26 protein-coding genes and 1 tRNA gene are annotated in these 23711 nt (G+C 69.5%); 4 read left to right on the top strand and 23 right to left on the bottom strand.

Annotation, left to right across the window (positions count from 1 at the left end):
* Positions 1-175: 175 nt before the first annotated feature.
* Positions 176-358 carry a hypothetical protein gene (locus tag AC16DP_RS42890; protein WP_329730424.1) on the top strand — a complete coding sequence of 61 codons (183 nt, stop codon included), beginning with the start codon at positions 176-178 and terminating at the stop codon, positions 356-358.
* Positions 359-568: 210 nt separating this feature from the next.
* Here AC16DP_RS42890 and AC16DP_RS42885 read toward each other — a convergent pair whose 3' ends face one another.
* Entirely contained in the window at positions 569-1999 is a 1431-nt protein-coding gene (locus AC16DP_RS42885; RefSeq protein WP_329730425.1) for an FAD-binding oxidoreductase, read from the bottom strand.
* A 256-nt stretch (positions 2000-2255) separates the two neighbouring features.
* On the opposite strand from AC16DP_RS42885, the gene AC16DP_RS42880 reads away from it, so the two are divergent.
* A tRNA-Arg gene (locus tag AC16DP_RS42880) sits at positions 2256-2329 on the top strand.
* Positions 2330-2420: 91 nt separating this feature from the next.
* Here the strand turns inward: AC16DP_RS42880 and AC16DP_RS42875 are convergent.
* From AC16DP_RS42875 to AC16DP_RS42865, 3 genes are read right to left on the bottom strand one after another with little or no spacing between them, the layout of a single operon-like run.
* Positions 2421-2957, bottom strand: a complete 537-nt coding sequence (locus AC16DP_RS42875) for a hypothetical protein (protein ID WP_329730426.1) — start codon at positions 2955-2957, stop codon at positions 2421-2423.
* Entirely contained in the window at positions 2954-3958 is a 1005-nt protein-coding gene (locus AC16DP_RS42870) for a M28 family peptidase (RefSeq protein WP_329730427.1), read from the bottom strand. The genes AC16DP_RS42875 and AC16DP_RS42870 overlap by 4 nt, the downstream gene beginning before the upstream one ends.
* On the bottom strand, positions 3955-4515 hold the full coding sequence (locus AC16DP_RS42865) for a hypothetical protein (RefSeq protein WP_329730428.1): 561 nt from the start codon (positions 4513-4515) through the stop codon (positions 3955-3957). The genes AC16DP_RS42870 and AC16DP_RS42865 overlap by 4 nt, the downstream gene beginning before the upstream one ends.
* Positions 4516-4635: 120 nt before the next feature.
* Between AC16DP_RS42865 and hppD the strand changes: the two genes are divergently transcribed.
* Positions 4636-5727 (top strand): 4-hydroxyphenylpyruvate dioxygenase, encoded by a 1092-nt coding sequence (hppD, locus tag AC16DP_RS42860; RefSeq protein ID WP_329730429.1) that lies wholly within the window; start codon positions 4636-4638, stop codon positions 5725-5727.
* A 22-nt stretch (positions 5728-5749) separates the two neighbouring features.
* Here hppD and AC16DP_RS42855 read toward each other — a convergent pair whose 3' ends face one another.
* The 16 genes from AC16DP_RS42855 to AC16DP_RS42780 form a co-directional block, all read right to left on the bottom strand.
* Positions 5750-7072, bottom strand: a complete 1323-nt coding sequence (locus tag AC16DP_RS42855; protein WP_329730430.1) for an aminotransferase-like domain-containing protein — start codon at positions 7070-7072, stop codon at positions 5750-5752.
* Between the two features lie 69 nt (positions 7073-7141).
* The gene (locus tag AC16DP_RS42850) at positions 7142-8419 is read right to left on the bottom strand and encodes a hemolysin family protein (RefSeq protein WP_329730431.1); all 1278 of its coding nucleotides are present in this window, start codon (positions 8417-8419) and stop codon (positions 7142-7144) included.
* A 71-nt stretch (positions 8420-8490) separates the two neighbouring features.
* Positions 8491-8871, bottom strand: coding sequence for a response regulator (locus AC16DP_RS42845; protein ID WP_329730432.1), 381 nt, complete (start codon positions 8869-8871; stop codon positions 8491-8493).
* Positions 8872-9009: 138 nt separating this feature from the next.
* Complete coding sequence (locus AC16DP_RS42840; protein WP_329730433.1) at positions 9010-9843, bottom strand: metallophosphoesterase family protein; 834 nt, start codon at positions 9841-9843, stop codon at positions 9010-9012.
* Positions 9844-9933: 90 nt separating this feature from the next.
* Complete coding sequence (locus AC16DP_RS42835) at positions 9934-11196, bottom strand: ceramide glucosyltransferase (RefSeq protein WP_329730434.1); 1263 nt, start codon at positions 11194-11196, stop codon at positions 9934-9936.
* 158 nt (positions 11197-11354) lie between these two features.
* Positions 11355-12047: a phosphate signaling complex protein PhoU gene (phoU, locus tag AC16DP_RS42830; protein ID WP_329730435.1), complete on the bottom strand. Its 693-nt coding sequence runs from the start codon at positions 12045-12047 to the stop codon at positions 11355-11357.
* A 20-nt stretch (positions 12048-12067) separates the two neighbouring features.
* On the bottom strand, positions 12068-12811 hold the full coding sequence (gene pstB, locus AC16DP_RS42825) for a phosphate ABC transporter ATP-binding protein PstB (protein ID WP_329730460.1): 744 nt from the start codon (positions 12809-12811) through the stop codon (positions 12068-12070).
* Between the two features lie 45 nt (positions 12812-12856).
* On the bottom strand, positions 12857-13771 hold the full coding sequence (gene pstA / locus AC16DP_RS42820) for a phosphate ABC transporter permease PstA (protein ID WP_329730436.1): 915 nt from the start codon (positions 13769-13771) through the stop codon (positions 12857-12859).
* Entirely contained in the window at positions 13768-14784 is a 1017-nt protein-coding gene (gene pstC / locus AC16DP_RS42815; RefSeq protein ID WP_329730461.1) for a phosphate ABC transporter permease subunit PstC, read from the bottom strand. The genes pstA and pstC overlap by 4 nt, the downstream gene beginning before the upstream one ends.
* A gap of 59 nt (positions 14785-14843) precedes the next feature.
* On the bottom strand, positions 14844-15662 hold the full coding sequence (locus AC16DP_RS42810; protein ID WP_329730437.1) for a phosphate ABC transporter substrate-binding protein: 819 nt from the start codon (positions 15660-15662) through the stop codon (positions 14844-14846).
* Positions 15663-15770: 108 nt separating this feature from the next.
* Entirely contained in the window at positions 15771-16460 is a 690-nt protein-coding gene (locus tag AC16DP_RS42805; RefSeq protein WP_329730438.1) for a response regulator transcription factor, read from the bottom strand.
* A gap of 304 nt (positions 16461-16764) precedes the next feature.
* Positions 16765-17718, bottom strand: a complete 954-nt coding sequence (locus tag AC16DP_RS42800; protein ID WP_329730439.1) for a metallophosphoesterase family protein — start codon at positions 17716-17718, stop codon at positions 16765-16767.
* A 12-nt stretch (positions 17719-17730) separates the two neighbouring features.
* Positions 17731-19095 (bottom strand): sensor histidine kinase, encoded by a 1365-nt coding sequence (locus AC16DP_RS42795; protein WP_329730440.1) that lies wholly within the window; start codon positions 19093-19095, stop codon positions 17731-17733.
* A 6-nt stretch (positions 19096-19101) separates the two neighbouring features.
* Positions 19102-19791, bottom strand: a complete 690-nt coding sequence (locus AC16DP_RS42790; RefSeq protein ID WP_329730441.1) for a response regulator transcription factor — start codon at positions 19789-19791, stop codon at positions 19102-19104.
* Positions 19792-19905: 114 nt separating this feature from the next.
* The gene (locus AC16DP_RS42785) at positions 19906-20403 is read right to left on the bottom strand and encodes a hypothetical protein (protein ID WP_329730442.1); all 498 of its coding nucleotides are present in this window, start codon (positions 20401-20403) and stop codon (positions 19906-19908) included.
* Positions 20400-21281 (bottom strand): tetratricopeptide repeat protein, encoded by an 882-nt coding sequence (locus AC16DP_RS42780; RefSeq protein WP_329730443.1) that lies wholly within the window; start codon positions 21279-21281, stop codon positions 20400-20402. The genes AC16DP_RS42785 and AC16DP_RS42780 overlap by 4 nt, the downstream gene beginning before the upstream one ends.
* A 177-nt stretch (positions 21282-21458) precedes the next feature.
* Here AC16DP_RS42780 and AC16DP_RS42775 point away from each other — a divergent pair, with 177 nt between their 5' ends.
* The gene (locus tag AC16DP_RS42775; protein WP_329730444.1) at positions 21459-22034 is read left to right on the top strand and encodes a YceD family protein; all 576 of its coding nucleotides are present in this window, start codon (positions 21459-21461) and stop codon (positions 22032-22034) included.
* An 87-nt stretch (positions 22035-22121) separates the two neighbouring features.
* On the opposite strand, the gene AC16DP_RS42770 is transcribed toward AC16DP_RS42775, so the two are convergent.
* From AC16DP_RS42770 to AC16DP_RS42760, 3 genes are all read right to left on the bottom strand, one after another.
* Entirely contained in the window at positions 22122-22934 is an 813-nt protein-coding gene (locus AC16DP_RS42770) for a DUF1963 domain-containing protein (protein WP_329730445.1), read from the bottom strand.
* Positions 22935-22950: 16 nt separating this feature from the next.
* Positions 22951-23142, bottom strand: a complete 192-nt coding sequence (locus tag AC16DP_RS42765) for a cupin domain-containing protein (protein ID WP_329730446.1) — start codon at positions 23140-23142, stop codon at positions 22951-22953.
* A 142-nt stretch (positions 23143-23284) separates the two neighbouring features.
* Positions 23285-23641, bottom strand: a complete 357-nt coding sequence (locus AC16DP_RS42760; RefSeq protein ID WP_329730447.1) for an ArsR/SmtB family transcription factor — start codon at positions 23639-23641, stop codon at positions 23285-23287.
* Between the last annotated feature and the right edge of the window lie 70 nt (positions 23642-23711).

Raw genomic sequence — 23711 nt, 5'->3', positions numbered from 1 at the left:
GGACGACCAACTCGCGTCCCGAGAACTTGCGGCGCACTTGCGGAAGGCGTTCGCGAAGGAACTCGAAGAGCGCAGAATGATCCGTGGGATCCGCGCCATTCCATACGATCGGGTGCAGGCGTAACGTGGGGCAGCGCTCCGCCAGGGCGGCCACGAGATCCTCGTACACGCGCGTATGAAATTCCGCTTCTTCACCTCCCTGGCGGAGGAATACGGCATCGGTGATCCGGCCGGCGTACTCCGAGCCCGGATCCGCGAGCAGGGAGAGCGTGGGGCCGTTGACGTGTTTCCCGTCGACGAGCCGATAGGAACGATCTCGGTTCCGTTCGAACGGATCATTGTTGACCGCGATCCATGAGACGAGGACGGGTTCACGTCCGCTCGTATCCACCAGCGTCGAGGAGGCCATTGGAGCGCTGACTTTGGCACCTGGAGGGTCCCCCCGTCAGCAGCTTCGGGTTCGGGCCTCACCACTACCAGGATTGAGCCTGCCCCTATTCCGATGCTCTTCCGCAGTTTGTGTGCGCCCTGCGCTCATGCGACTGGATGAACGGTAACGCCTCGCTTTTCAACCCGCCCGCGCGAGCAGGGGCGAGCCCTGCCCGGGGCTCGTCAGCCGCCGCCACTGGTCCGTCTGGAGGACGTTCTTCGGGTCCACCCTCGCCTTGAGCGCCAGGAACTGCTCGATGGCCCCCGGCTCGTGGTTGGCGCGGAACTGCTCCGGCGTGAGCACGGAGTCCTTCGCGTAATAGAAGCGCCCCCCATGGGCGAGCACGTGGTCCGCCAACTCGCGGCAGAGCTTCCACAGGCGCTCGCGGTTGGAGCCCGTCACGGAGAAGTCGAGCGCCAGCGAGTACCCATCCACGTAGTAGCTCATCAGGAACGGGGCCGGCCGGTGCCGCTTGAGCACCCCGAGGTACGGAACGAGCCCCTCGCGCTGGCAGCGCTCCAGGATGTGCGTGTAGACGGCGTGGGCCTGCTCCCTGGGCACGAACGGCTGGAACTGCAGCAGTCCCCCCGGCAGCAGGGCCTTCTTCCAGCCCGGCACGTAGTCGAGCAGGAAGTGGAACGCGCCATGCGTCTGCAGGTACGCCGGGCGGCTCGCCTCGCGGATGCCGGCGTAGAACTTCGCCATGTTCACCCAGCGCATCGCCCGGCCGTGCACCGTCAGCCACAGCCCCGGCCACAGCCAGGCCAGTGGCACCACGCCGAACGCCCGTCCAGGCACATCCTGCCGGGCAGGGGAGAGGAACGGATCCGGGTTCTCCTGGGCCGGCACATGCCGCGCCAGGTGCAGCAGCCCGCGCCCGAGCCGGGAGCCGCGCGCGAAGCAGTCGATCCACCCCACCATGTAATCGGAGTCGGCCTGGGAGGTGTCGAGCGCCTGCATCGCCTCGCCGAGGTCCCGGGTGCTGCGCGCGTGCACGAGCAGCCGCCCGGAGGACACGCGCTTGAGCTGGAGCTCGACCTCGAGGATGCACCCGAGCAGCCCCATGCCTCCAATGGCCGCGTGGAACAGGTCCGCGTTCTCGGTGCGGCTGCAGCGCAGCTCCTCACCCGAGGGCGTCAGCAGGCGGAAGGAGCGGACGTACTCGCCGAACGAGCCGACCTTGTACTGGTTCTTCCCATGGATGTTCATGGACAGCGCGCCACCGATGGTGACGTGCATGGTGCCGGGCACCACATACGGCCAGAAGCCGTGGGCGATGCTCATGCGCCACAGCGCCGCGATGGTCACGCCGGGCTCCACCCGCGCGATGCCCTCCGTGCTGTCGAACTCCAGGATGCGATCGAGCCGGCCCAGCTCGACGACGGCGCCCCCGGTGTTCAGGGCCGCGTCCCCGTAGCTCCGTCCCCCGCCGCGAAAGGCCACCGTCTCGCCGCGGCCGCCCGCCGTCACCATCAGCTCGGCCAGCTGCGCCGGGCCCTCCACCCGGTGCACCAGGCCGCGGCTCACCGTGGACTCCCCCCAACCTCGAAGCTCCTCGTTCTCGTGCATCGCTCGCTCTTCGTCTGGGCTGGCTCTCCGCTCGCCAGGCTCCGGGTGGTGCATATCCCGCCCGGGCCCCTCCAGGCCCGCCCCTCGTCACCGGCGGGGGCTTCCCGCTCCCCCAGCAGGCAGTCAGGTGGGTATCCAACAGTGGAGTCTCGCTCTCCGGGGAGGATGTTCCCGCCCGGCGCTGTTCCAAGAAAGCGTGCTTGCGTCGGCGGGGGAAGTCAGTTAGTTACCCACCCGCCGTCGCCGTAACCGAAGTGCGCGATTAGCTCAGCTGGATAGAGCGTTGGCCTCCGGAGCCAAAGGCCGCAGGTTCGAATCCTGCATCGCGCGCACTCTGAAGGGCCTGGAATCCTCGGGGAACTCCCCGAAAGGTTCCAGGCCCTTCGCTTTTTCCGGCCGGGCCCCCGTCCTCCTGCTCGCTTCAGAAGGTGGTGCCCGCCTGCAGGAGCGTGAGGTGCCAGGTGAGGCCACGGCCCGGCCAGTCCGAGCCCACGCCGACGCCGAGCTCGAACAGCGAGAGCTGCGTGCCGGAGTGGGTGAAGCGCAGGGGGGCGAGCTGCAGTCCCACGGTGAGCGCGGGGCCTTCCACGGGCGTGGAGCGGGTGGGGGTCAGGAAGCGCATGCCCTGGCCCGCCATGCACGAGAGCATCACCAGCGCCGCCGGAGTCCACGTCCCGCTCCGCTGGAGGCCCGCTCCCGCGCGCACCTCCACCACCTTGCCGAGCGCCATCAGGTAGCTGGCATCCGCCTGGAGGATGAACCGCTCGTCCAGCGTGTCCCTCACGCCGAGCCCACCGCCGACGCCGCCCAGGGTGCGCGCCTCGGAGAGGTACAGGCTCATCCCCGAGTGGACATAGACGGTGATGCGGTGGACGGTGGGCTCCCGGGCGCCCGCCGCCGGCCCGAGCAGCAGTCCGGTCAGCAGTGCGGCCATGAACCCCCAGCGAGGCGTTCTCATCGCGGCCCTCCCGCCCAGGTGGCCAGGCCCACGGCGGAGATCTGCACGGCCCGGCGGAAGGACTCGGGATCGAGCGTGTCGATGACGTCCGTGGCCTGGTGGTAGTGGGGGTTGCGGAAGTCGGCCGTGTCGGTGAGGAAGAGCGCCTTGTGCCCTCCGTACCAGAAGGCCGCGTGGTCGCTGCGCATCAGGCTCTCGCTGACGGACACGGTGGAGGTGCCATCTCCCGGGGCGATGATGGACACCAGCTTCATGAGTTGCAGCGTGTCGTTGAGCTGGTGGAGATCCGTGGCCAGGCCGAGCGAGTGGTCGTTGCCCATGATGGCGAGGAAGTCACCGGTGTCGGGCGCGGGCAGGCCGGGCAGGGATTTCTGCGAGCCGGGTCTCGTGTCGTAGTAGCCGATGCAGTCGAAGATGATGACGCCCGCCAGCTTCTCCTGGCCGAGCGCGTCCACGTAGTGGCCGCTCCCGAGCATGCCCGGTTCCTCGAGATCGAAGCCCACGAAGCGGAGCGTCCGCTCGAAGCGGTACTGCGAAAGGACGCGGGCCAGCTCCAGCACTCCCGCCACGCCCGTCGAGTTGTCGTCCGCGCCCATGTAGTGCGCATCGAAGTGGGCACCCACCAGGACGATCTCCTCGGGCCGGGTGGTGCCCGGAAGATCCGCGATCAGGTTGGTGAAGGTGAGCGCTCCGCGCTGGCCCTCCTGGGTGCGCACCTGCAGTCCCACCGCCTCGAGCCGGGACTTCATCAGGTCGCGCGCTCGATCCCTCGTCATGAAACAGGCGGGGGCGTACTGCTCGCGCTGCACCGGCGTGCAGCTCAGGGGAGTGTCCTCCTGGTGGCTCCGGGTCAGCGCCCGGACGTGGCCCATCAGCTGCCCGGTCTCCACCTGTCCGGCGAGCGTGGAGAGCCGGGCGAGCTGCTCCTCCGAGAACCTCGAGGAGGTGGGGGCACACGCGCAGGCCAGCAGCAGGCCCGCGGCGGCGAGTGTCTTCCTCATAGCCAGCCTCCGAGGCTCAGCACTCCGACCTGGACGCGGACGCTGGAGTCCCGAGGGCCGAGGCCGGTGCCGAGGTTCAGCTGGAGCGCGCTCAACTGGACGCGGCCCAGCTGGAAGCGCACGGGGCTGAGCGTGAAGGCGCCGTAGGCCGGGCCGAGGGTCGCGTCCTCGTACCCCTCGAGCCGGTTGTCGGGATACACGAGGCTGTAGAAGCGCTGGTTGAGGCCCGTCAGCCCCAGCTCGAATCCAGCGGCGGGCCGCCAGGGGCCCAGCTTCGCGCCGAGCTGCGCCTGGAGGAAGGCCTCCAGCGGCGGGTGTCCCCGGGCCGCGGGCCAGCCCACCCGCAGACCGCCACCGAATTGCACGGCGCTCCAGGGGCCCTCCTCGGCCGCGGTCCGCAGGCCCTTCAGCTCCACCATCAGGATGTCCGGCGAGGTGCGGAACGTGCCCAGTTGCAGCAGGGTGGCCACCCCCGCCGACAGCTCGTGGCGGGGAGCGGCTGGCGCGGCGGTGGCCAGCAGCAGGGCCGCCGCCAACAACGGGTTTCGAGTGCTCATGCGGAGGGTGGATTCCCTTTTGTTCCTGGACGTGGAAATGTGCGGCCCGATTACTCTCGCAGTGCGTTCGTGTCGAGGGGTCGGCCCCGTCTCGGCGGTCTTTGAGGAAGAGAGCTGCGCTTGAACTTCTCTGGGATTGATCATCTCGAGCTGTACGTGGGCAAGCTGGAGGAGGCGGCGGAGGTGTTCTGCGCCGGCTTCGGTTTCCGGGTGACGGGCCGTGCCGGGCCGGAGACGGGGCAGCAGGGCCGCAGCAGCCTCCTGCTCAAGCTGGGCCGCAGCCGGTTGATCCTCACCCAGGCGCTGGTGGCCACGGATGAGGCCGCGGGCTACGTCGCGGTGCATGGGGACGGAGTCAAGGACGTGGCGTTCCGCACGCAGGACGCGACGGCGGCCTTCCACGAGGCGGTGCGGCGGGGCGCGACCCCGGTGAACGAGCCGCGGGTGTACGAGGGTCCTCACGGACGTCTGGTGCGGGCGACGGTGGCCTCCCCGGTGGGAGACATGGTGCACTCCTTCATCGAGCGCGATGCGCCCGAGGGGGATTTCTGGCCGGGCCGTTTCCAGCCGGTGGTGGCTCCCGCCTCGGAGCGTGATCTCCTGGTGGCGGTGGATCACCTGGCCCTGTGTCTGATCCCGGGCACGCTCCATGAAACGGTGGACGCCTACCAGCGGCTGTTCGGCCTGGAGCAGAGCCACGAGGAGAACGTGGAGACGCGCTACGGGGGGATGAACTCCAAGGTGGTGCAGCAGCCCTCCGGTGGCGGGGTGTGCTTCGCGCTGATGGAGCCGATGTCCGGCAAGCGCCCGGGGCAGATCGACCACTTCCTGAGCAACCACCGCGGGGCGGGTGTGCAGCACATCGCCTTCCTCACGGAGGACATCCTCGAGTCCGTCCGCGTGCTGCGCGAGCGGCAGATGCCCCTGCTGGACAGTCCTCCCGGCTACCACGATGCGCTCCCGGCGCGGGTGGGCACGCTGGCCGAGGATCTGGAGCAGCTGCGCGAGAACCATGTGTTGGTGGATCGCGAGGGCAACCAGGGGTACCTGCTGCAGGTCTTCACCCGCTCGGTCCACTCCCGGCGCACGCTCTTCTTCGAGATCATCCAGCGCAAGGAGGCGCGGGGGTTCGGCGCGGCCAACATCCGCGCGCTCTACCAGTCCGTGGAGCAGGAGATGATGCGCAAGGAGCGGATGGCGAACGCCGGGTAGCGTCCGCCGTCCGCCGGTCCGCTCAACCCGCCTGGAGGGCGCGTGCGCCGCGCTGCTCCATCGCGGACCTGATCAGCCGGGCCAGGCGGGAGATGCCCTCTTCGATCCGCTCCGGCGTGAGGTAGCTGACGGAGAGCCGGAGCTCATGCTCGCCACCGGTGCCGAGGTAGAAGTAGCGCATCGGTGTCCAGATGACCTGGTGGTGCCGCGCGGACTGCTCGAGCAGGGCCTCATCCGCCTCGATGGGCAGCTTCACCACGAGGAAGAAGCCACCGTCCGGGACGTTCCACGTCACGTCGCGTGACCAGGCCTCGCTCCTCGGGAAGTGGCGCTCCAGGGCCTGGAGCGTCGCGTCCATGTTCTCCTTGTAGAAGCGGATCGGCTCGTGGTTCGCCTGCAGGAGACTGCAGTCGTTCATCACCAACATGCCGCCGATGATGGCCTGGCAGATGGCGGACGTGTTCACGGTCAGCAGGCTCTTGATCTTCGAGAACTCCTCCGCCAGCAGGTGATGCTCGCCCGCGGGGCCAACGACGCGCTGGTCCGCCACGGCGTAGCCCACGCGCAGGCCCGGGAAGGCGGACTTGGAGAACGAGCCCAGGTAGATGACGCGTCCCTGCTCATCCATCGACTTGAGGGTGGGCTTGCGCGGGCCCTCCCGGTAGAAGAACCCATAGGGGTTGTCCTCGAGGATGAGCATGTCGGCGCGCGCGGCGATGTCCAGCAGGCGCTTGCGCGCGGGCTCCGGGAGACTCCGCCCGGACGGGTTGGCGAAGTCCGCGACGAGGTAGAGCGCCCGGGGCCGCTTGCCCTGGGCCTGGAGCGCTTCCAACGTCCGCTCGAGCTCGTGCAGATCCAGACCATCCTCGCGCTCGGCCACCGGAACGACCTCGATGTCCAGGAGCTTCGCCGCGCCGGTGATGCCGATGTAGCAGGGCATGCCCACCAGCAGGACATCGGTGTCCTTCGAGAACAGCGCGCGCAGGGAGATGAACATCGCCTCCTGGCAGCCGGCCGTGACGACGATGGACTCGGGGGCGGCCTTGATGCCCTCGTCCTTCTCCAGCATCCGCGCGATCAGGCCATGGATGTGCCCGTTGGTCCGGCCGTATTGGAACAGGTTGGTGCGGATCTGCGCCTCGGTGAAACCCCGCTCCTGGCTCAGATGACGGATGTACGCGTCGAGGTACGTCGTGAGCTGCTGGGGGTCATAGAACTTCTCGTGCGGCCTGCCGGGCGCGAAGGAGATCGCCTCCGGGAAGCGGAGCGCGATCTCGTTCAGGAAGTTCATGACGTCCAGGATCGGATCCGTCAGCGAGGAGTGCAGGGCGTCTTGGATCAGCATGGCGGGGGCCAACGATAGGCGAGGTGTCCCGGCGGGTGCCATGGCCCCGGCTCCGGCCCTCGCCCTTCTTCAGCCCTTGGATGCTTCCTCGGGTGGCAGGTGGATGCGCACCGAGCGCACCCGGCGGGGGCTCGCATCCAGCACCTCCAGCACCGTCCCGTCCTCCAGCGTCAGCTTCGTGCCCTTCTCGGGGATGGTCCCAGCCTGCGCCGAGCACAGGCCGCCCACCGTGGACCAGCCCTGGCCCTCCTCCAGCTCCAGCCCCAGTGCCCGGTTGACGTCCCGGATGGCCGCCGTGCCCTGCACCACCACCGTGGTGGGACCCTCGCGCTTGAAGAGCTCCTCGGGCTTCTCGAACTCGCTGGCGATCTCCCCCACCAGCTCCTCGACCAGATCCTCCACCGTCACCAGCCCCGCCACGCCTCCGCGCTCGTCCACCACGATGGCCAGCTGCATCCGCCGCTGTTGCAGCTCCTTCATCGCGTCGATGGCCCGCATCGACTCGAAGGCGAACCAGGCCGGCCTCATCACGTCCTCCAGCACGATGAGCGAGCCCTCCCACGCCACGCCCAGCAGATCCTTCGCGATGACGTAGCCCACGATGTTGTCGAGCGAGCCCTCGTACACCGGCATCCGCGAGTGCCCGTGCTCCAGCAGCACCTGTTTGATCTCCTCCGCGCTCGAGTGCCGGCGCAGCGCCACCATGCGGCTGCGCGGCACCATCACCGCCGACAGGGGGATGGTGCCGAGATCAAAGGCGCGTGAGGCGATCTCCCCGGCCCGGGGATCCAACGAGCCCGACTTCGCCGCCTCCTCCACCAGCTGTTGCAGCTCGTCCGGGGACAGGCGCGACTCGGTGAAGTTCGTCTTGTCTCCGAAGAAGCGCAGGATGAGGTTGGAGCTGGCGGTGAGGAACCACACCAGCGGCTGCACCACCCAGGAGATGCCCCGGAGCGGGCGGGCGATGAACAGCGCGTAGCCCTCGGAGAAGCGCAGGGCCAGCGACTTGGGCACCAGCTCGCCCAGGACGAGCGACAGATAGGACACCAGCCCCACCACGCTCGCGAAGGCCAGGCTCTCGGCCGTCTCCGCCTCCAACCCCAGCTGCTTGAGCGGCCCCACCAGCCGTTGGGCGATGGAGGCTCCGCCGAAGGCCGCCGCGGAGGCCCCCACCACGGTGATGCCGATCTGCACCGTGGCCAGGAAGCGCTCGGGGTTGTCCCGCAGCGCCTGCACGGCCTGGGCGGCGCGGTTGCCCTCGTCGAGCAGCTCGCTCAGGCGCGTCTTGCGCACCGACAGCAACGCCAGCTCCGCCCCGGCGAAGATGCCGTTGGCGAGGATCAGCACCAGGATGATGGCGAATTCGAGCGCGATGGCCGTTCAACCTCCGGGCGCCGACCTATAGCAGCACGGGGACTTCAGGCGTCCAGGGATTGGAGCAGCAAGGAGAGCTGATCCCGGCTGGCGCCCTTGGGGAGGTAGTAGTGCGGCCCGGTGCGCAGGGCCCCGCCGACGTCCTGCGCCGCGGCGGCGGTGAGGAACACCACCCGGGGCGGGGTGCCGTTGCGAGGCATCCGCTCCAGCACCTCGAAGCCGTTCATGCCAGGCATGTTGAGGTCCAGGAGCATCACGCCGTAGCGCTGCCGCGCCAGCGAGTCGAGGGCCTCCTGGCCGTTGGCGGCCTCGATGGCCTCGTAGCCGAGATCCTCGAGACACAGCTTGAGGAACTCCCGCCAGTCGGCGTCGTCGTCAACGACCAGCACCTTGCGTCCGTCTTCCTCGGATGCCCTTCGCCCCAAGTCGCCTCCTGGTACGTGGGGACAACGCGCCGACGACGACGCGGCATTCACCACGGGAACAAGGCTGGCCGGAGAGCAGGGGAGGAGGCGGCCCACCAGGGTGCCTCGAAGGTGCTTCAAAGGTGCTCCAAAGGTAGTTCAGAGGAGGGACACCGTCAGCTGGCTGGCGAGGTATTGCAGGGCGGGCATGACGTTGGGGGCCGAGCGCTTGCGCACCGGGGGCAGCGCCGTGCCCTGCCAGACGGGATCGCCCACCAGCCGGCCGGCCGCGTGCTGGAAGAGGCGGAAGCGGCCGAGCTCGATGGAGCTGCCCGAGTTGTAGATGCGCAGCCCGCGGCCCTGGGAGGGGCCCAGGTCGAACTCGCGGGGCACGTGCCGGTGCCCGTGGAGGATCAGATCGCACCGGCCCTGGACGCGGCGGACGAGCTCGGCGCCCAGCGCCAACTCCGAGGCATGCGGCCAGCCCATGCGCGTGGCGAAGCGCTCGGGGAGGCTCTCCTCGGGCAGGGGCAGCACGTGGTGGTGCAGCAGCACGGCGGTGAGCGCGCCCGTGGGAGCGGCACTGAGGGCGGCGTCCACCTCGTCCAACACCGCCCGGGTCAGCTCGCCATGGCAGGCGAAGTAGTTGCGGTTGTGCGGGCCCGTGGAGTCCACGCACACCAGGAAGAGGCCCTCGTGCTCCTCCACCCGCACCTTCTGGCCATTCATCCACTGGCCGCCCGCGTCCTCGCCGGTGCGGTCGTGGTTGCCGGGGATGAAGGTGAGCCGGCCGGCGTCGAGCAGCGGAGCGAAGAGCTCCCGGAAGCGCCGGTACTCGCTCCGGCTGCCCTGGTGGGTGAGATCTCCCGTCACCACCACGTGGTCCACGCGCTCGGCGAGGAGGCTCTCCACGAGCGCGGTGGCCGTCGCGTCGCTCTCGCGGGTGAGGTCCAGATGCAGGTCCGACAGATGCGCCAGGGTCCGGATGAGCATGGGTGTGCTTCAAGTACCCATGCGCTGAAACACCGGAATGGCCCCCCGGTGAACCTTCTGGGGGGGCCCGGTGACTTCGCGGTGAACCCGTCAGCCCGCGAGCAGCTCCTTGGAGTCGGCCTCGTCGGCGTCGGCCTCGGACTTGGCGCCGGAGACCTCCTCGGGGGTGGGCAGCGGCTGCACCGGGGTGCCCGCGGGCGGAATCAGCTTGGAGCCGGCCATCACGCGCAGCTTGTTGCCGCGCCAGTCCACCGAGCGGGCGAACAGCCCGTTCACCCAGGCCACGAAGAGCAGCGCGTCCTTGAGCAGCACCGCCGGCACCGTCATGGCGGGCATGGGCTGCCCGGGCCGCAGCACCCGGAAGACGGTCACGTCGTGGATGAGCTTGGCCGCCGTCACCCCGGTCACCACCGCGAGCGCCCGGAGCGAGGGCTCGAACACGGCGCCCAGCAGGGCCCAGGGCATGGGGTTGAGCAGCGACTGCGACAGGTACACCGGCGTGGGGATGCAGGAGTGGTGGATGATGCACCAGCGGATGTAGCGCTTGAAGAAGGCCGAGACGCTCTTCTTCTGCGACACGTTGTACACGGGGGCCCGCGCCACCACGGCGCGCTTGCCCAGCCCGCGCGTCACCCACCGGCCGATCACGAAGTCCTCGGCCAGTACGTTGCGCACCGAGTAGAAGCCGCCCAGCGCATCCAGCACCTCGCGGCGCAGCGCCATGGACTTGCCCACGACGATGTCCTGGTTGGCGGCCTGCTTGGCGGCGATCTGCCCCGCGCCCGTGGTGGTGCACTGGTACAGGTTGTCCATCAGCGAGCCCAGCGACTGCTCGCCAATGCCGCTCACCGGGTGGGAGATGCAGCCCACCTCCGGATCCTCGAAGGTGCGGGAGATCTCATGCAGGTAGTCCGGCTCCACGCGCGTGTTGGAGTCGCTGATGAGCAGGATGTCGTACTGGGCCACCCCGGCCAGGGTGATGAGCTGGTTCACCTTGGGGTTGAGGCCGGGTTCGCCGTGCTGCAGCTCCAGGCGCATCACGTGGGGCCAACGGGCCACGGCCGCCTGGGCTACCTGGTAGGCCGGATCCCGGGTGTCCTTCACGCCGAGGATCACCTCGTAGACCGGGTAGCCGAGCGTGGCGAAGCACGCCAGGTTGGCCTCCAGGTCATCATCCACGCCGCACAGGGGCTTGAGGATGGAGATGCCCGCCGGCGTCCCGGCGCTGGAAGCCGGAGCGGGAGCCCGGGACAGGCTCCAGTGCCGTCGCAGCACGAAGAAGAGCTGGGCGGCGAGGGCGAAGGCTCCGATGCCAGCGAAGGTGAGGAGGGTGAGGCTGAGCGCATGGTTCATGGGCGCGGGCTGTCTCCTGAAGCGGGGGGCGCTTGCGGCCGCGCATCCTACCCGCTGCGTTCCCGAAGCCCAAAGTCCCGGTGTGACGCTTGCCTGTCTCCTGGGAGAAATTCCAGTGACAGCGTTGGGACCTGACCTGTTGCGTCAGACCGCGAGGGTCAGGTGGCGGTCGTCAGGTTGCGGCTGCGCGGGTGGCGGATGTCGGTGCCGCGCACCATGTAGACGACCATCTCCGCCACGTTGGTGGCGTGGTCGCCAATGCGCTCGAGGTGCTTGGCGATGAACATCAGCGCGGTGGCGCGGCGGATGTTCTTCGAGTCCTCCATCATGTAGCTGAGCAGCTCGTTGAAGATCTTCAGGTAGAGGACGTCCAGGTGCTCGTCCTCCTTGAGGACGGCCTCGGCCTTGGCCACGTCCGAGGAGACGAAGGCATCCAGCGCCTTCTTCACCTGCTGCTGGGCCAGCTCGGCCAGCCGGGGCGTGTCCACGTAGGGCTTGAGGGGAGGGGCCTCGTTGAGATCCTTGGAGCGCTCGGCGATGTTCACCGCCAGGTCGCCAATGCGCTCCAGGTCGGTGACGATCTTCAGCGCGGTGGTGATGAGGCGCAAGTCACTGGCGGCCGGCTGGCGCAGCGCGAGGATGCGGCGGCAGGTCTCGTCGATCTCCACCTCCAGGCGGTTGACCTCCTTGTCCGCCTGGATGACGCGCTCGGCCAGGGGCGTGTCGCGCTCCGTGAGCGCGCGCATGCTGTCCGCGATGAGCGCCTCCACCTTGGCGCCCATGGCCAGCAGCTTCTCGCGCAAGTCCCTGAGGTCCGCCTCGAATGCCTTGTCCGTATGTGTCGACGGCATGTGCCCGCTCTCCCTCGCTCCTACCCGAACTTCCCGGTGACGTAGTCCTCGGTGCGCTTCTCGCGCGGGTTGGTGAAGATCTGCTCGGTGGGTCCGCATTCCACCAGCTCACCCATGTAGAAGAAAGCGGTGCGATCGCTCACCCGCGCCGCCTGCTGCATGTTGTGGGTGACGATGGCGATGGTGTAGCGCTCCTTCAGCTCGTGGATGAGCTCCTCGATCTTCGCCGTGGCGATGGGATCCAGGGCGCTGGCGGGCTCGTCCATGAGGAGCACCTCGGGCTCCACGGCCAGGGCGCGCGCGATGCACAGGCGCTGCTGCTGGCCGCCGGACAGGCTCAGGGCGCTGTCGTTGAGGCGATCCTTCACCTCGTCCCAGAGCGCACCGCCCTTGAGGGACTTCTCCACGCGCGTGGCGATCTCCGTCTTGTCCTTCATCCCGCCCACGCGCAGGCCGTAGGCCACGTTCTCGAAAATCGTTTTCGGGAAGGGGTTGGACTTCTGGAAGACCATGCCCACGCGGCGGCGCAGGTCCACCACGTCCACGTGGCGGTCATGGATGCTGGTGCCGTCCAGCAGCACGGTGCCCTGGTGGCTGGCGCCCGGGATGAGATCGTTCATCCGGTTGAGCGAGCGCAGGAAGGTGGACTTGCCGCAGCCGGAGGGGCCGATGAGGGCGGTGACCTGGTGCTCGGGCAGGGCGAGGCTCACCGACTTCACGGCCACCTTGGAGCCGTAGAGGAGGGAGAGCTGGCGCGCCTCCATCTTGATGCGCGCGGGGACGGCGGGGGAGAGGGACATGGCTCGGTGTCAGTGGGCGCCGGAGGCGCGCCGGCGGGTGCGGGCGCGGATGAGCACCGCGACGAGGTTGAGGACGAAGGTGAGCGCGAGCAGGACGAGCACCGTGGCGTACAGCAGGGGCCGGGTGGCCTCCACGTCCGGGGACTGCGTGGCCAGCACGTACGTGTGGTAGCCCAGGTGCATGAACTGGGAGTTCAGCTTGTCGGGCAGGTCCGGCAGGAAGTAGGCGGCGCCGGTGAAGAGGATGGGAGCCACCTCGCCCGCGCCACGGGACACGGCCAGCACGGCGCCGGTGAGGATGCCCGGCAGCGCGCCCGGCAGCACCACCCGGGCCAGCGTCTGGGACTTGGTGGCGCCCAGCGCGAGGCTCGCCGTGCGGTGGTCCATGGGCACCGCGCGCAGCGCCTCCTCGGTGGAGACGATGACCACGGGCAGTGTGAGCACCGCCAGGGTGAGCGAGGCCCAGAGGATGCCCGGCTGGCCCCAGTTCAGCTCCTGGTAGCCGAGCAGCTTGTCCAGGCTCCCGCCGACGAAGTGGATGAAGAAGCCCAGGCCGAAGAGGCCGAAGACGATGGAGGGCACGCCCGCGAGGTTGACCACGGCGATGCGCACCGCGGCGGCCAGCCGGGAGCCCGGGGGCGCGTACTCGTGCAGGTACACCGCCGTCAGCACGCCCACCGGCATCACCGCCAGCGTCATCAGCAGCGTGAGCGCCGCCGTGCCGTAGAGCGCGGGGAAGATGCCGCCCGCCATCATGCCGTCGGAGGGGGGCTCGGTGAGGAACGACCAGGAGACGTGGCCGATGCCGCCGCGGACCACGTCGAAGAGGATGATGGCCAGCATGGCCACGATGAGCAGCGCGGCGAAACCGGTGAGGGACGTGAGCGCGCCGCCCACGAGCCGGCGGAAGGTGTGCTGCTTCACGCGCCCGCTCCCGTCAGCCGCTTGAGGACCCGCCGGGTCCAGGTGGAGGCGACCATGTTGAGGACGAAGGTGAAGAGGAAGAGCTCCACGCCGATGAAGAACAGGAGCGAGTAGTGCGGGCTGCCCACCACCACCTCGCCCATCTCCGCGGCGATGGTGGCGGACATGGAGCGCACCGAGTCCGTGAAGTTCCACGACACGATGGCCGCGTTGCCCGAGGCCATCAGGACGATCATCGTCTCGCCGATGGCGCGGCCGAAGCCCAGCACGCACGCGGCGAGGATGCCGGGGGCCGCCGCCGGGAGCACCACCTTCCAGGCCGTCTCCCAGGGCGTGGCGCCCAGCGCGAGCGAGGCCTCGCGGTAGCTGCGCGGCACCGCGGTGAGCGCGTCCTCGGACACCGTGAAGATGACGGGGACGATGGCCAGCGCCAGGCCCAGGCCCGCCACCACCGCGTTGAGCCGCGTGGGCAGTCCGAAGGTGTCCTGCAGGAAGGTGGCCAGCACCATCAGCGCGAAGAAGCCCAGCACCACCGAGGGAATGCCCGCCAGCAGCTCGATGACCGGCTTGAGCACCTCGCGCAGCCGCCGGGGGGCGAACTCGGCCGCGTACAGCGCGCCCGCCACCCCCACCGGCACCGCCACCACCATGGACACCAGCGTCGTCTTCAGCGTGCCGATGAAGAGCGGAATCATGCTCACCTTGGGCACGTTGGACACCGGCTGCCACACGAAGGCCGGTGGGCGGTTGGCCCGCACCACCTGCGGCAGGAACATCTTGGACAGGCTCGCCTCCTCGCGGGCGTGGGCGTCCAGGAAGAGCGCCAGGGCCTCCTTCGCGATGAAGACGAGGATGAGCACCAGCGCGGCGATTCCCGTGAAGGCCGCCGCCGTGATGATGCCGGCGATGACCTTCTCGCGGATCTGCCGGCGCCGGGCGGCCGAGGAGAGCCGCGGCGCCACGGGCACTGTTTCCACGAGACCCTGACTCTGCATGGCCACCTGTCTATCCATCATGTTCTCGAGCCTCGTGTGACAATCGCGTGACGCGCGGGGGGCCTCGGCCTGGAGGACTACTTCACCGGGAAGTAGCCAACCCTGGTGACGATGGCCTGGCCCTCGGCGGACAGGGCGAAGTCGATGAAGGCCTTCACCTCGCCGGCCGGCGCGTTGCGCAGGTAGAAGTAGAGGTCGCGCGAGAGCGGGTACTTGCCGCTCTTGATGTTGGCCTCGCTGGGCTCGATCTCCTCGTTGCCCTTCTTGACCTTCAGCTCCTTGATGCCCTTGGCGTAGGCGGAGCCGCCGTAGCCGATGCCGTTCTTCTCCTTGGCCACGGCGTTCACCACCGCGGCGGTGCCGGGCAGCGTCTGGGCGGTGGCGGCGTAGTCCTCGCCGCCGAGCACGTGGTCCTTCACGAACACGTAGGTGCCCGAGGAGTTCTCCCGCGAGTAGAGGACGATGGGGGCGTCCTTGCCGCCCACTTCCTTCCAGTTGGTGATGTCGCCCAGGTAGATGCCCTGGAGCTGCTCCTGGGTGAGGGCGCTCACCGGGTTGGACTCGTTGACGTAGAAGGTGACGCCGTCCCTGGCCACGGCGATCTGCGTGGGGGCCGCCTTGGCGCCCTTCAGCTTGTCCGCCTCCTCCTTCTTCATGGGGCGGCTGGACATGGCGATGTCCGTGGTGCCGTTGATGAGGGACGCCAGGCCGGTGCCCGAGCCGCCACCCGTCACCTGCAGCCGGGTGGAGGCGTTCTTCTTCATGAACTCCTCGGCCCAGCGCTGGCCGAGGATGACCATGGTGTCCGAGCCCTTGACGGTGACGGTGCCCGCGCGCGCCGCGCCGGGGAGGACCAGCAGCAGCACGGCGGCAATCGAAGCGATGAACGTCTTCATGTGGATGTCTCCCGATTCGTTCCACGCGGTGTGGAACAACGGTAGGCACCCTGTATGCGCCGTCCGTGGCTGTTTGACGGACGGGGCGTGACAAATGCGCAACGACGCTCAGGCCATGCCCGGCTCGACGATGCGGTAGCCCACGCCGCGCACCGTCTCCAGGTAGGCACGGGCGGGGCCGAGCTTGTCGCGCAGGCGCATGACGTGCGTGTCGATGGTGCGCGTCTCCAGGTTGCTGGACAGGCCCCACACCTCCTCGAGCAGCTGCTCGCGCGACTGCACTCGGCCCACGCGCGTCATCAGGTACTCGAGCAGTCGGAACTCGAGCGCGGTGAGCGACACCTCCTTGCCGTCCACGTAGAAGCGGTGGGCGGAGGTGTCGAGCGTGAGGGGACCGAGCTTCACGGGCGCGGACTCGTCCCGGGCCGGAGCGCTGCGGCGGAGGATGGCCTTGAGCCGCAGGACGAGCTCCCGGACGCTGAAGGGCTTGGTGACGTAGTCGTCGGCGCCCACCTCGAAGCCGAGGACGCGATCGGCCTCCTCGCCCTTGGCGGTGAGCATGACGATGAGCACGTCACGCGTGTTGGCGGCGGCGCGCAGCTGGCGGCAGACCTCCACGCCGGAGATGTCCGGCAACATCACATCCAGGAGGATGACGTCCGCGGGCTGCTCCCGGGCGGCGGACAGCGCCGACTCGCCCGTGGGAGCCACGCGGGTGGAGAACCCGGCGGCGCGGAGATTGAAATCAATGAGCTCGGCGAGATCGCGTTCGTCATCGACGATGAGGACGTGTGGCATGGCGGCGGCGCACTCTGGGCCCCGGCGTTCGCACCGGGGTGACGTGCTTGCGACAACTCTGTAACATTTGCTACCGAGATTGAGAATCGTTGTAACGCACAAGCGTCCGGCCCGGTGCGGCAAGCCACGCGGCGGAGAAGTGCTTCCCCTCGGGGTGGAGCGCGAGCGCGGTGCCCTTGCGCAATTTTCCAGGCAGCTCGTCCAGGTCCAGCGCGAGCGCACCCGCGCGGGTGAGGGAGGGGCCGCGTCCCCAGGCCGCCGGGGACAGCGAGGCAAGCAACGTTCCCGCGTCAGCCGTCCCGCGTCAGCCGTCCAGATCCAGCACGCCGGAGATCTGCGTCGGCTCCTCGTCGACGGGGGTGGCGTGGTGGCGCTCCTCGTCGCCCACGGCCTGCTTGAGCAGCATGGGCGGGGCCACCACCGGCAGCTCGAGCGGCGTGGGCGTGTGGGGGATGTTGGCCCCCGGAGGCGGGCGCAGCACCGGGCCCGGCGGAGGCAGTCCCGAGTGGCGGCGCGCGGCCTCCATCAGCGCCTTGTGGTGGCGGTAGCGCGCCTCGACGAGCTTGTGGATGAGCAGCGGACCGCCCGGCACGCGGCGCGCCGTGAGGGCCTGCGTGGCCTTGCGCACCGGGTAGCGCACGCGGCGGATCTGCACGCGCCAACCCTTGGGCGTGAAGGTGAAGACGCCGTAGGCGGGCCGCAGGTCGCCATCCCGCGGGATGCCGGCGCTGGCCACGTCGGCGATCAGCAGCCGGCCCACGCGGCGCCGGTAGGGGAAGTGCAGGTGGCCGAAGGCACACGCCGCCGCGTCCAGGTTCTGGAAGTAGCGCCGGACGGTGGCCTCGTCCAACGTCGGGTCCAACGAGTCCTCGAGGTTGCGCGGATTGGCGTGGCAGACGAAGAGGTCCTGCCCCTTGCGCGGCGAGTAGCGCTGGGAGAAGGGCAGGGCGCCCAGCTTCTTGAGCCAGGGCTCGCCGAGCTGATCCCGCGTCCACTGGAGCAGCTCCGTCTTCCAGTGGTCGCGCTCGCGGTAGGCCCCGCCCAGGTAGTGGCCGGCGAGGTAGCAGTCGGTGTTGCCCATGAGGATCGCATCACAGCGATCGAAGAGCAGCTCCACCGTCTCGCGCGGGTGGGCGCCCCGCAGGGCCAGGTCCCCGGCGGCCACGATGTAGTCGGGCGCCACGCGGGCGATGTCCTCGAGGACGGCCTCGCAGGCGGGGAGGTTCCCGTGAATGTCGGCGAGGATGGCGACCCGCATGGCCGCCCCATCCTAACCCGTCGCCGACGCCGTGGGCACCGCCGCCGGAAGGAAAATCGTGAAGGTGGAGCCCTCGTTTGGTTGGCTCTCGACCCGGACCTCGCCCCCCATGGCGCTCATCAGGTGCTTGACGATGGACAGGCCCAGGCCCGTGCCCCCCATGTCCCGGCTCCGCCCCTTGTCCACCCGGTAGAAGCGCTCGAAAATCCGCGCCAGGTGCTTGGGCTCTATCCCCACGCCCGTGTCCCGGACGTGCACCACGCACCGCCCCTCCTCCAGAGCGCCCGTCACCACCACCCGCCCTCCCTCGGGCGTGTACTTCACCGCGTTGTCCAGCAGGTTGAGCAGCACCTGCTCCAGCCCCCGCTCGTCTCCCCGGCCGATCAGCCCCGGGGGGACGTTCAGCTCGACCGTAATCTTCTTTCCCTGGGCCTTGTGCCGCACCACCTCGGCGGCCCGGGAGGCGGCCACCGCCAGGGGCACGTCCGTCACCTGCAACTTCACTTCCCGTGACTCCAACCGGGACAGTTCGAGCAGATCCTCCACCAGCTCCGAGAGGCGCTCGGACTGGCGGTGGATGATGTCCACCATCTTGGGGGCCATGACGGCGTCCTGGAGGGCACCGCCCTGGAGCGTCTCGGCGTAGCCGCGGATGGCGGTGATGGGGGTGCGCAGCTCGTGGGAGACGTTGGCGACGAAGTCCTTGCGCACCTTCTCCAGCCGGCGCAGCTCGGTGACGTCGTGGAAGACGGCGGCGCTGCCGGGCAGATCCCTGCCCAGGGGGGTCACCCGGATGGCGAGCGTGCGGGGGAACAGGCCCTCCAGCGGCAGCTCGAGGCGGGTGGAGGCACCTTCGCGGCAGGCGCGGATGACGGCCTCGTTGAGCGCGTCGTTGCGCAGGAGCGCCAGGGGGCGCTGGCCGATGATGTCCCCCGTCGTCTGCAGCATGTCGCGCAGGGCGTCGTTGTGGCGCACCACCGTGCCCTCGGCGTCCGTCACCCAGATGCCCTCGGCCATGCCGTCCAGCACGGCGGTGAGGGTGCGCGACTCCTGGTTGAGGCCGGCGTTGCGCGCGGACAGTTGCTGGTGGAGCGAGTCGATGGCGCCCTGGAGGTTGGCCACCTCTTCGAGCCGGTCCTGCTCGTCCTCGCGGCTGCCGGTGGAGGGGGAGCCCTCGGCGCGGATGCGGACCTGGCGGGCGAGCGAGAGGAGCTGCCGCTTGAGCGCGTCCCGGGCCGCCACCAGCGTCAGCAGCGAGCCGGTGAGCGTGGCGAGCGACACGAAGAGCGCGTCCAACCTCCAGCCCAGCAGCAGGAAGAGGACGAGCGCCGCGAGCGCGGGGGCGAGCAGGGGAAGCAGGAAGAGGCGCAGGGGCATGGGCTTCTAGCCGCGCGGCGGAGGGCTGAGCTTGTAGCCCACGCCGCGCACCGTCTCGATGATGTCGCCCGCGGGGCCGAGCTTCTCGCGCAGGCGTTTGATGTGCGTGTCCACCGTGCGGGTGTGGATCTCCGCCTGGATGCCCCACACGTCGGAGAGGAGCACCTCGCGCGTCTGCACGCGATCGGCGCGCTCCAGCAGGGTGCGCAGCAGGCGGAACTCCAGCGCGGTGAGGACCACCTCCTGGCCCTTCACGCGCACCTGGTGGCGCGAGGTGTCCAGTTGGATCTCCCCGGCGGTCAGCTGGGCGGCCGGGCCCTCGTCCACGTCCGCGCGCCGCAGCACCGCCCTCACGCGCAGCAGCAGCTCGCGCACCGAGAAGGGCTTCACCACGTAGTCATCCGCGCCCAGCTCCAGGCCCTGCACGCGGTCGGACTCCTGGCCCTTGGCGCTGACGATGATGACGGGCACCTTGCGCAGCTCGGTGTCGCTCTTGAGCATGCGCAGCACCTCGCTGCCCGCCAGGTCCGGCAGCATCAGGTCCAACAGCACCAGGTCCGGCACGTTGGCGCGCGCCCGGGCCAGGCCCGTCGCTCCCGTGCCCGCCACCTCCGCCTCGAACCCCGCCGCCCGCAGGTTGTACTCCACCAGTCCGGACAGGTCCTGCTCGTCTTCGATGATCAGGATGCGCGCCATCGTCCCTCCAGCCCCCCGGTTTGAACACCCGTGGCCTACCAGATTGGGGGTGGCGGTTGAATGACGAGCACGTGACGCCTCTGTGACAGGGCTCGTCCGCCCGTCCGCCCGCGCTCAGGGAGCGAAGGAGGGATCGCACTCCACGGCCGCCGGGGTGATGGCGGCGGCGATGAGCGGCTCGTTGCGGGCGGCGCTCACGGACTCCAGGTAGTTGCAGGAGCTGCCCAGGAAGCGCGGCGGATTGGAGCGCGAGAGCGCCTCGATGACGACGACGTAGTCGCGGCCCACGGGGATGTCCACGAGCAGCTCCTGGGCCCCGCTCTGCAGCCCCGCGGGGAAGCGCAGGGCGCGCGCCTTGTTGCCGTCCGGCCCCTGGAGGACGAGCGCCTCATCCTGCTTCACCTGCTGGTTGAGGCAGGTGCGTTGGAGGTCTCCACAGCGGCGGGACTTGCCCTCGGGCAGCACCACCACCTGGAAGGCGCCCAGCTCGTCGGCGACGGCGCGCGAGAGGGTCAGCTCCAGGGGGAAGCCGTTTCCGGACTCGGGCGGCGCCCCGCAGCCAGCGGTGAGGGTGGTGCCCAGCAGGAGGAGGAGGGAGGGACGCGGGCTCATGGGTTGACCCGGATGGTGATGGGGACGCGGCCGCGCTCCTCGGAGGTTGCGTACACGACGGCGCCGGCGGTGCCCGCCACGGCCACCGCGCCCACCGCCACCCAGAGCCACGGACTCTTGTACCAGGGGCGCTCGCCGGGCGTGGCCACCGTGCCGGGCTCGGGCGCCACCTGGAAGACGAGCGGGTTGAAGGCATCGCCCCGGCCCGCCAGCCGCCGCTGCGCCGCGTCCGCCACCTCGAAGTAGTACTCCACCTCGTAGGCCGAGGCCGTGGCCGGCAGCTCGTAGGCGGGGAGGGTGGCGGTGAAGCGCTCCTTGTTGGCCCGGTCGCGCGTGAAGTCCACCGAGCTGTACGCCTGGGCCCCCGCGCGCCGGTAGAAGAGCCGCGCCCGCGCCCCGAGCGCCATGTCCTGGATGGTGGCCTCGGCCGTCACCGGCGTGCCGCCCCCGGCATCCGGGATGGGGTCCACCTGGAGGGTGACGGGCCGGACGCGGCGGTTCTTGATGTCCTCCTTGATGCGCGCGTAGAGCGTGCGGATCTTCGGAGGCGCGGTGCGGGGCAGCTCGTAGTCCGGCCGGGCCTGGAGGAGCATCTCGTAGGCCTCGCGCGCCCGCGCCTCGTCCCCGAGGTACAGCGAGGTGAGCCCGAGCAGCCGGTAGAGCTCCACGAGTTGATCATCGGTGACGTCGGGGGCGTCGAGGCCGGCCTCCAACGTCTTCACGGCCTCCTCGAAGTCGCCGTCGCTGATCTGCGCCTGGGCCCGGGCGATCTCCGGCCGCGCCGGTGCCACCTGGAAGAGCAGGGGGGCAGGGAAGAGAGGCCGGGCGAGCGAGGCGCCGGGGGACAGCAGGCTCGCCACCACGATGCTGGCTACCACGCGATTCCGCCGGACGGACATTGGCACCTACCCTAGCAAACGGCCAGACAGCCCTCTAGCGCGAGGACACTCCCGCAACGGTGAACGGCCTGTGACATCTATGGAGGCTCGGGCGCGTTGACTGCGGGGGGGACCCTCACCATGATGCGCGCCCCTTTTTGATAGGAACTTGGGTAGATGCTCGTAAAGATTGAAGAAATTCGCGACACAGGGCTCCAGGTGAAGAAGGAGATGAGCCTGGAAGCGCTCGGAGCCGCGCTCGAGGGGTCCGGCTTCCGGCCGCTCGAGCCCCTGGCGGTCTCGGCGAGCCTGCGCAAGCTGAGCGGGGGCGTGCTGCTCGAGGGCAAGTTCACCTCGCGCGTGGTGGCCGAGTGCAAGCGCTGCCTCACGGAGTCGAAGCTGGAGCTGCCGGTGTCCTTCACCATCAACCTGGTTCCCGAGTCGCTCGCCCGGGGCGAGGGCCTGGTGGACGAGGACGAGGAGAAGGACGACAAGGGCACGGGGGAGAGCGGCGGCTCGTTCGGGTTGGATGACGCGGACGAGGAGGTGTTCGACGGGAAGGTGATCGACCTGGAGCCGATCGTCCGCGAGCAGGTGCTGCTGGCGCTGCCGATGAACACGGTGTGCCGCGAGGAGTGCAAGGGGCTGTGCATGAAGTGCGGCCAGAACCTCAACGAGAAGCAGTGCGGCTGTGACACGACGTTCGTGGACCCGCGGTTGGCGGTGCTCAAGAACATCAAGCTGCAGGGCTAGTCCGTGCCCCGGGCACGGGAAGCACGAAGGCCGCCACCTCGTACCGGGGGGCGGCCTTTCGTTTGGTGCGCCCGGCATGGACTGTGATCAGCCGCACGCCCACCCGAGCGCGAGGACGTCCGGGTGGGTGGGGCAGCGCGTGATGTGGGCCGTGCCCATGTCGCCCCACATGAGCGGGAGGTTGTGCTCGGAATCAATCTGGAACACGTACTCCATTCGCGTCTTGCACTGGGGGCACTCCGGATACTCCACGCCCTGGATCCAGTGCGGCCAGCCCAGGAGCTTGTCCCCCATCGATGCGTTGGCCACGGTCTCCGCCTGCAATTCGTCCATTCCGATGGGCGGGGCGTCGAGCCCGATCTCCGGACAACGGATCCGCACCGTGTTCGCCTCGAAGTCGTAGTCGAAGTCGAGCCCCAGCTCCTCGTGCTCGGCGGGTGAGGGCAGGTCCTCGGCCTGCTTCCAGCCGGTAATCTCCTTGGGCGGAAACGGCTTCCCCGCCGGGGCGGCCATGTTCCCCCGGGTCACCTCGATGATGCGGATCCGATGCGCCTCGCTGAAGGGAGACCATCCCTCGCACTCCTGCTCGCAGTCCTCGCGCTCGCAGTAGAACGCCTGCAGCAGCCCCGCCCCGAGCCGCTGGCGCACTTCCTCGGGAAGCGACAGCAGGTTGAGCTGGAGCAGGAGCCGGAGCGGCTGCTTGCAGTTCCCACACGCCGGGTGGCTCTCACCGCTCGCGAGCCACGGCAGTCCGCCGAAGCGTGAACCGTGGGCGGGCCCGGGCCCGTTCTTCACCTGGGGCAGCCAGGCGGTGCGCCGGTGCTTGTTCAGCCACGGCTCGAGTGCCTTCAGGAGCGCTTCCGCCTTCGCCGCGCCATCCGACTTGTCCGAGGGTCCCATGCGCCCATCCTACCGCTCACGCGTGGGTCCGCGCTCCCGATGCGTTCGCCCGCTCGAACTTCCTGCCCCCGAAGGCGTGAATCGTCCGCGTCCCGGCGGTGAACCGTCCCGAGATGCGCGCGCCGCGGGGGATGACGAACTCCCGTCCGGCGCCGAGCTCCATGTCCAGGTCATTGATGCGCAGCACGTAGCGGCCTTCCAGCACCACGAGGTACTCGTCGAAGTCCCGCCACTGCTCGCCGGTGTCCGCGTCGCTCTTCGCGTGACAGAGGCCTTCTCGGGCGGGTGGGCGAGCCGCCGCTCGAACCGGAGCTCGACCTTGTTGCCTTTCGTCGTCAGGGTGCCGTGCTTCATGACTTCCTCCTCGGGGCCGGGCTCCGGCGGGTGGGGGCGGGGGGTTCGTCCGCCAGGGTGTCCAGGTGCCGCTCCAGCGCGTCGAGCCGCCGGGACCACAGCTCGCGGTACGGCGCGAGCCACGAGTCCAGCTCCAGCAAGGGCTCCGGACGCAGGCGGTACAGCCGCCGTTGCGCGTCCTGCTCCACGTCCACCAGTCGAGCGTCCTTGAGCACGCGCAGGTGCTTGGACACGGTGGGCTGCGTCAGCCCGAGCCGATCCACCAGCTCCCCGACGGGACGGCGCCCCTCGCGCAGCAGGTCCAGGATCCGGCGGCGGTTCGGCTCCGCCACGACTTCGAACGCGCTCGGCATGCCCCTTATATGCTGATGGGGGCATATGCCTGTCAATGCATGTTCAGCGGGCCTGGATTCCCACCGCCCC

The sequence above is a fragment of the Archangium sp. genome (assembly GCF_057119385.1).
Note: the sequence above shows the minus strand (reverse complement) of the source record. Positions and strands in the feature narration are given on the sequence as shown.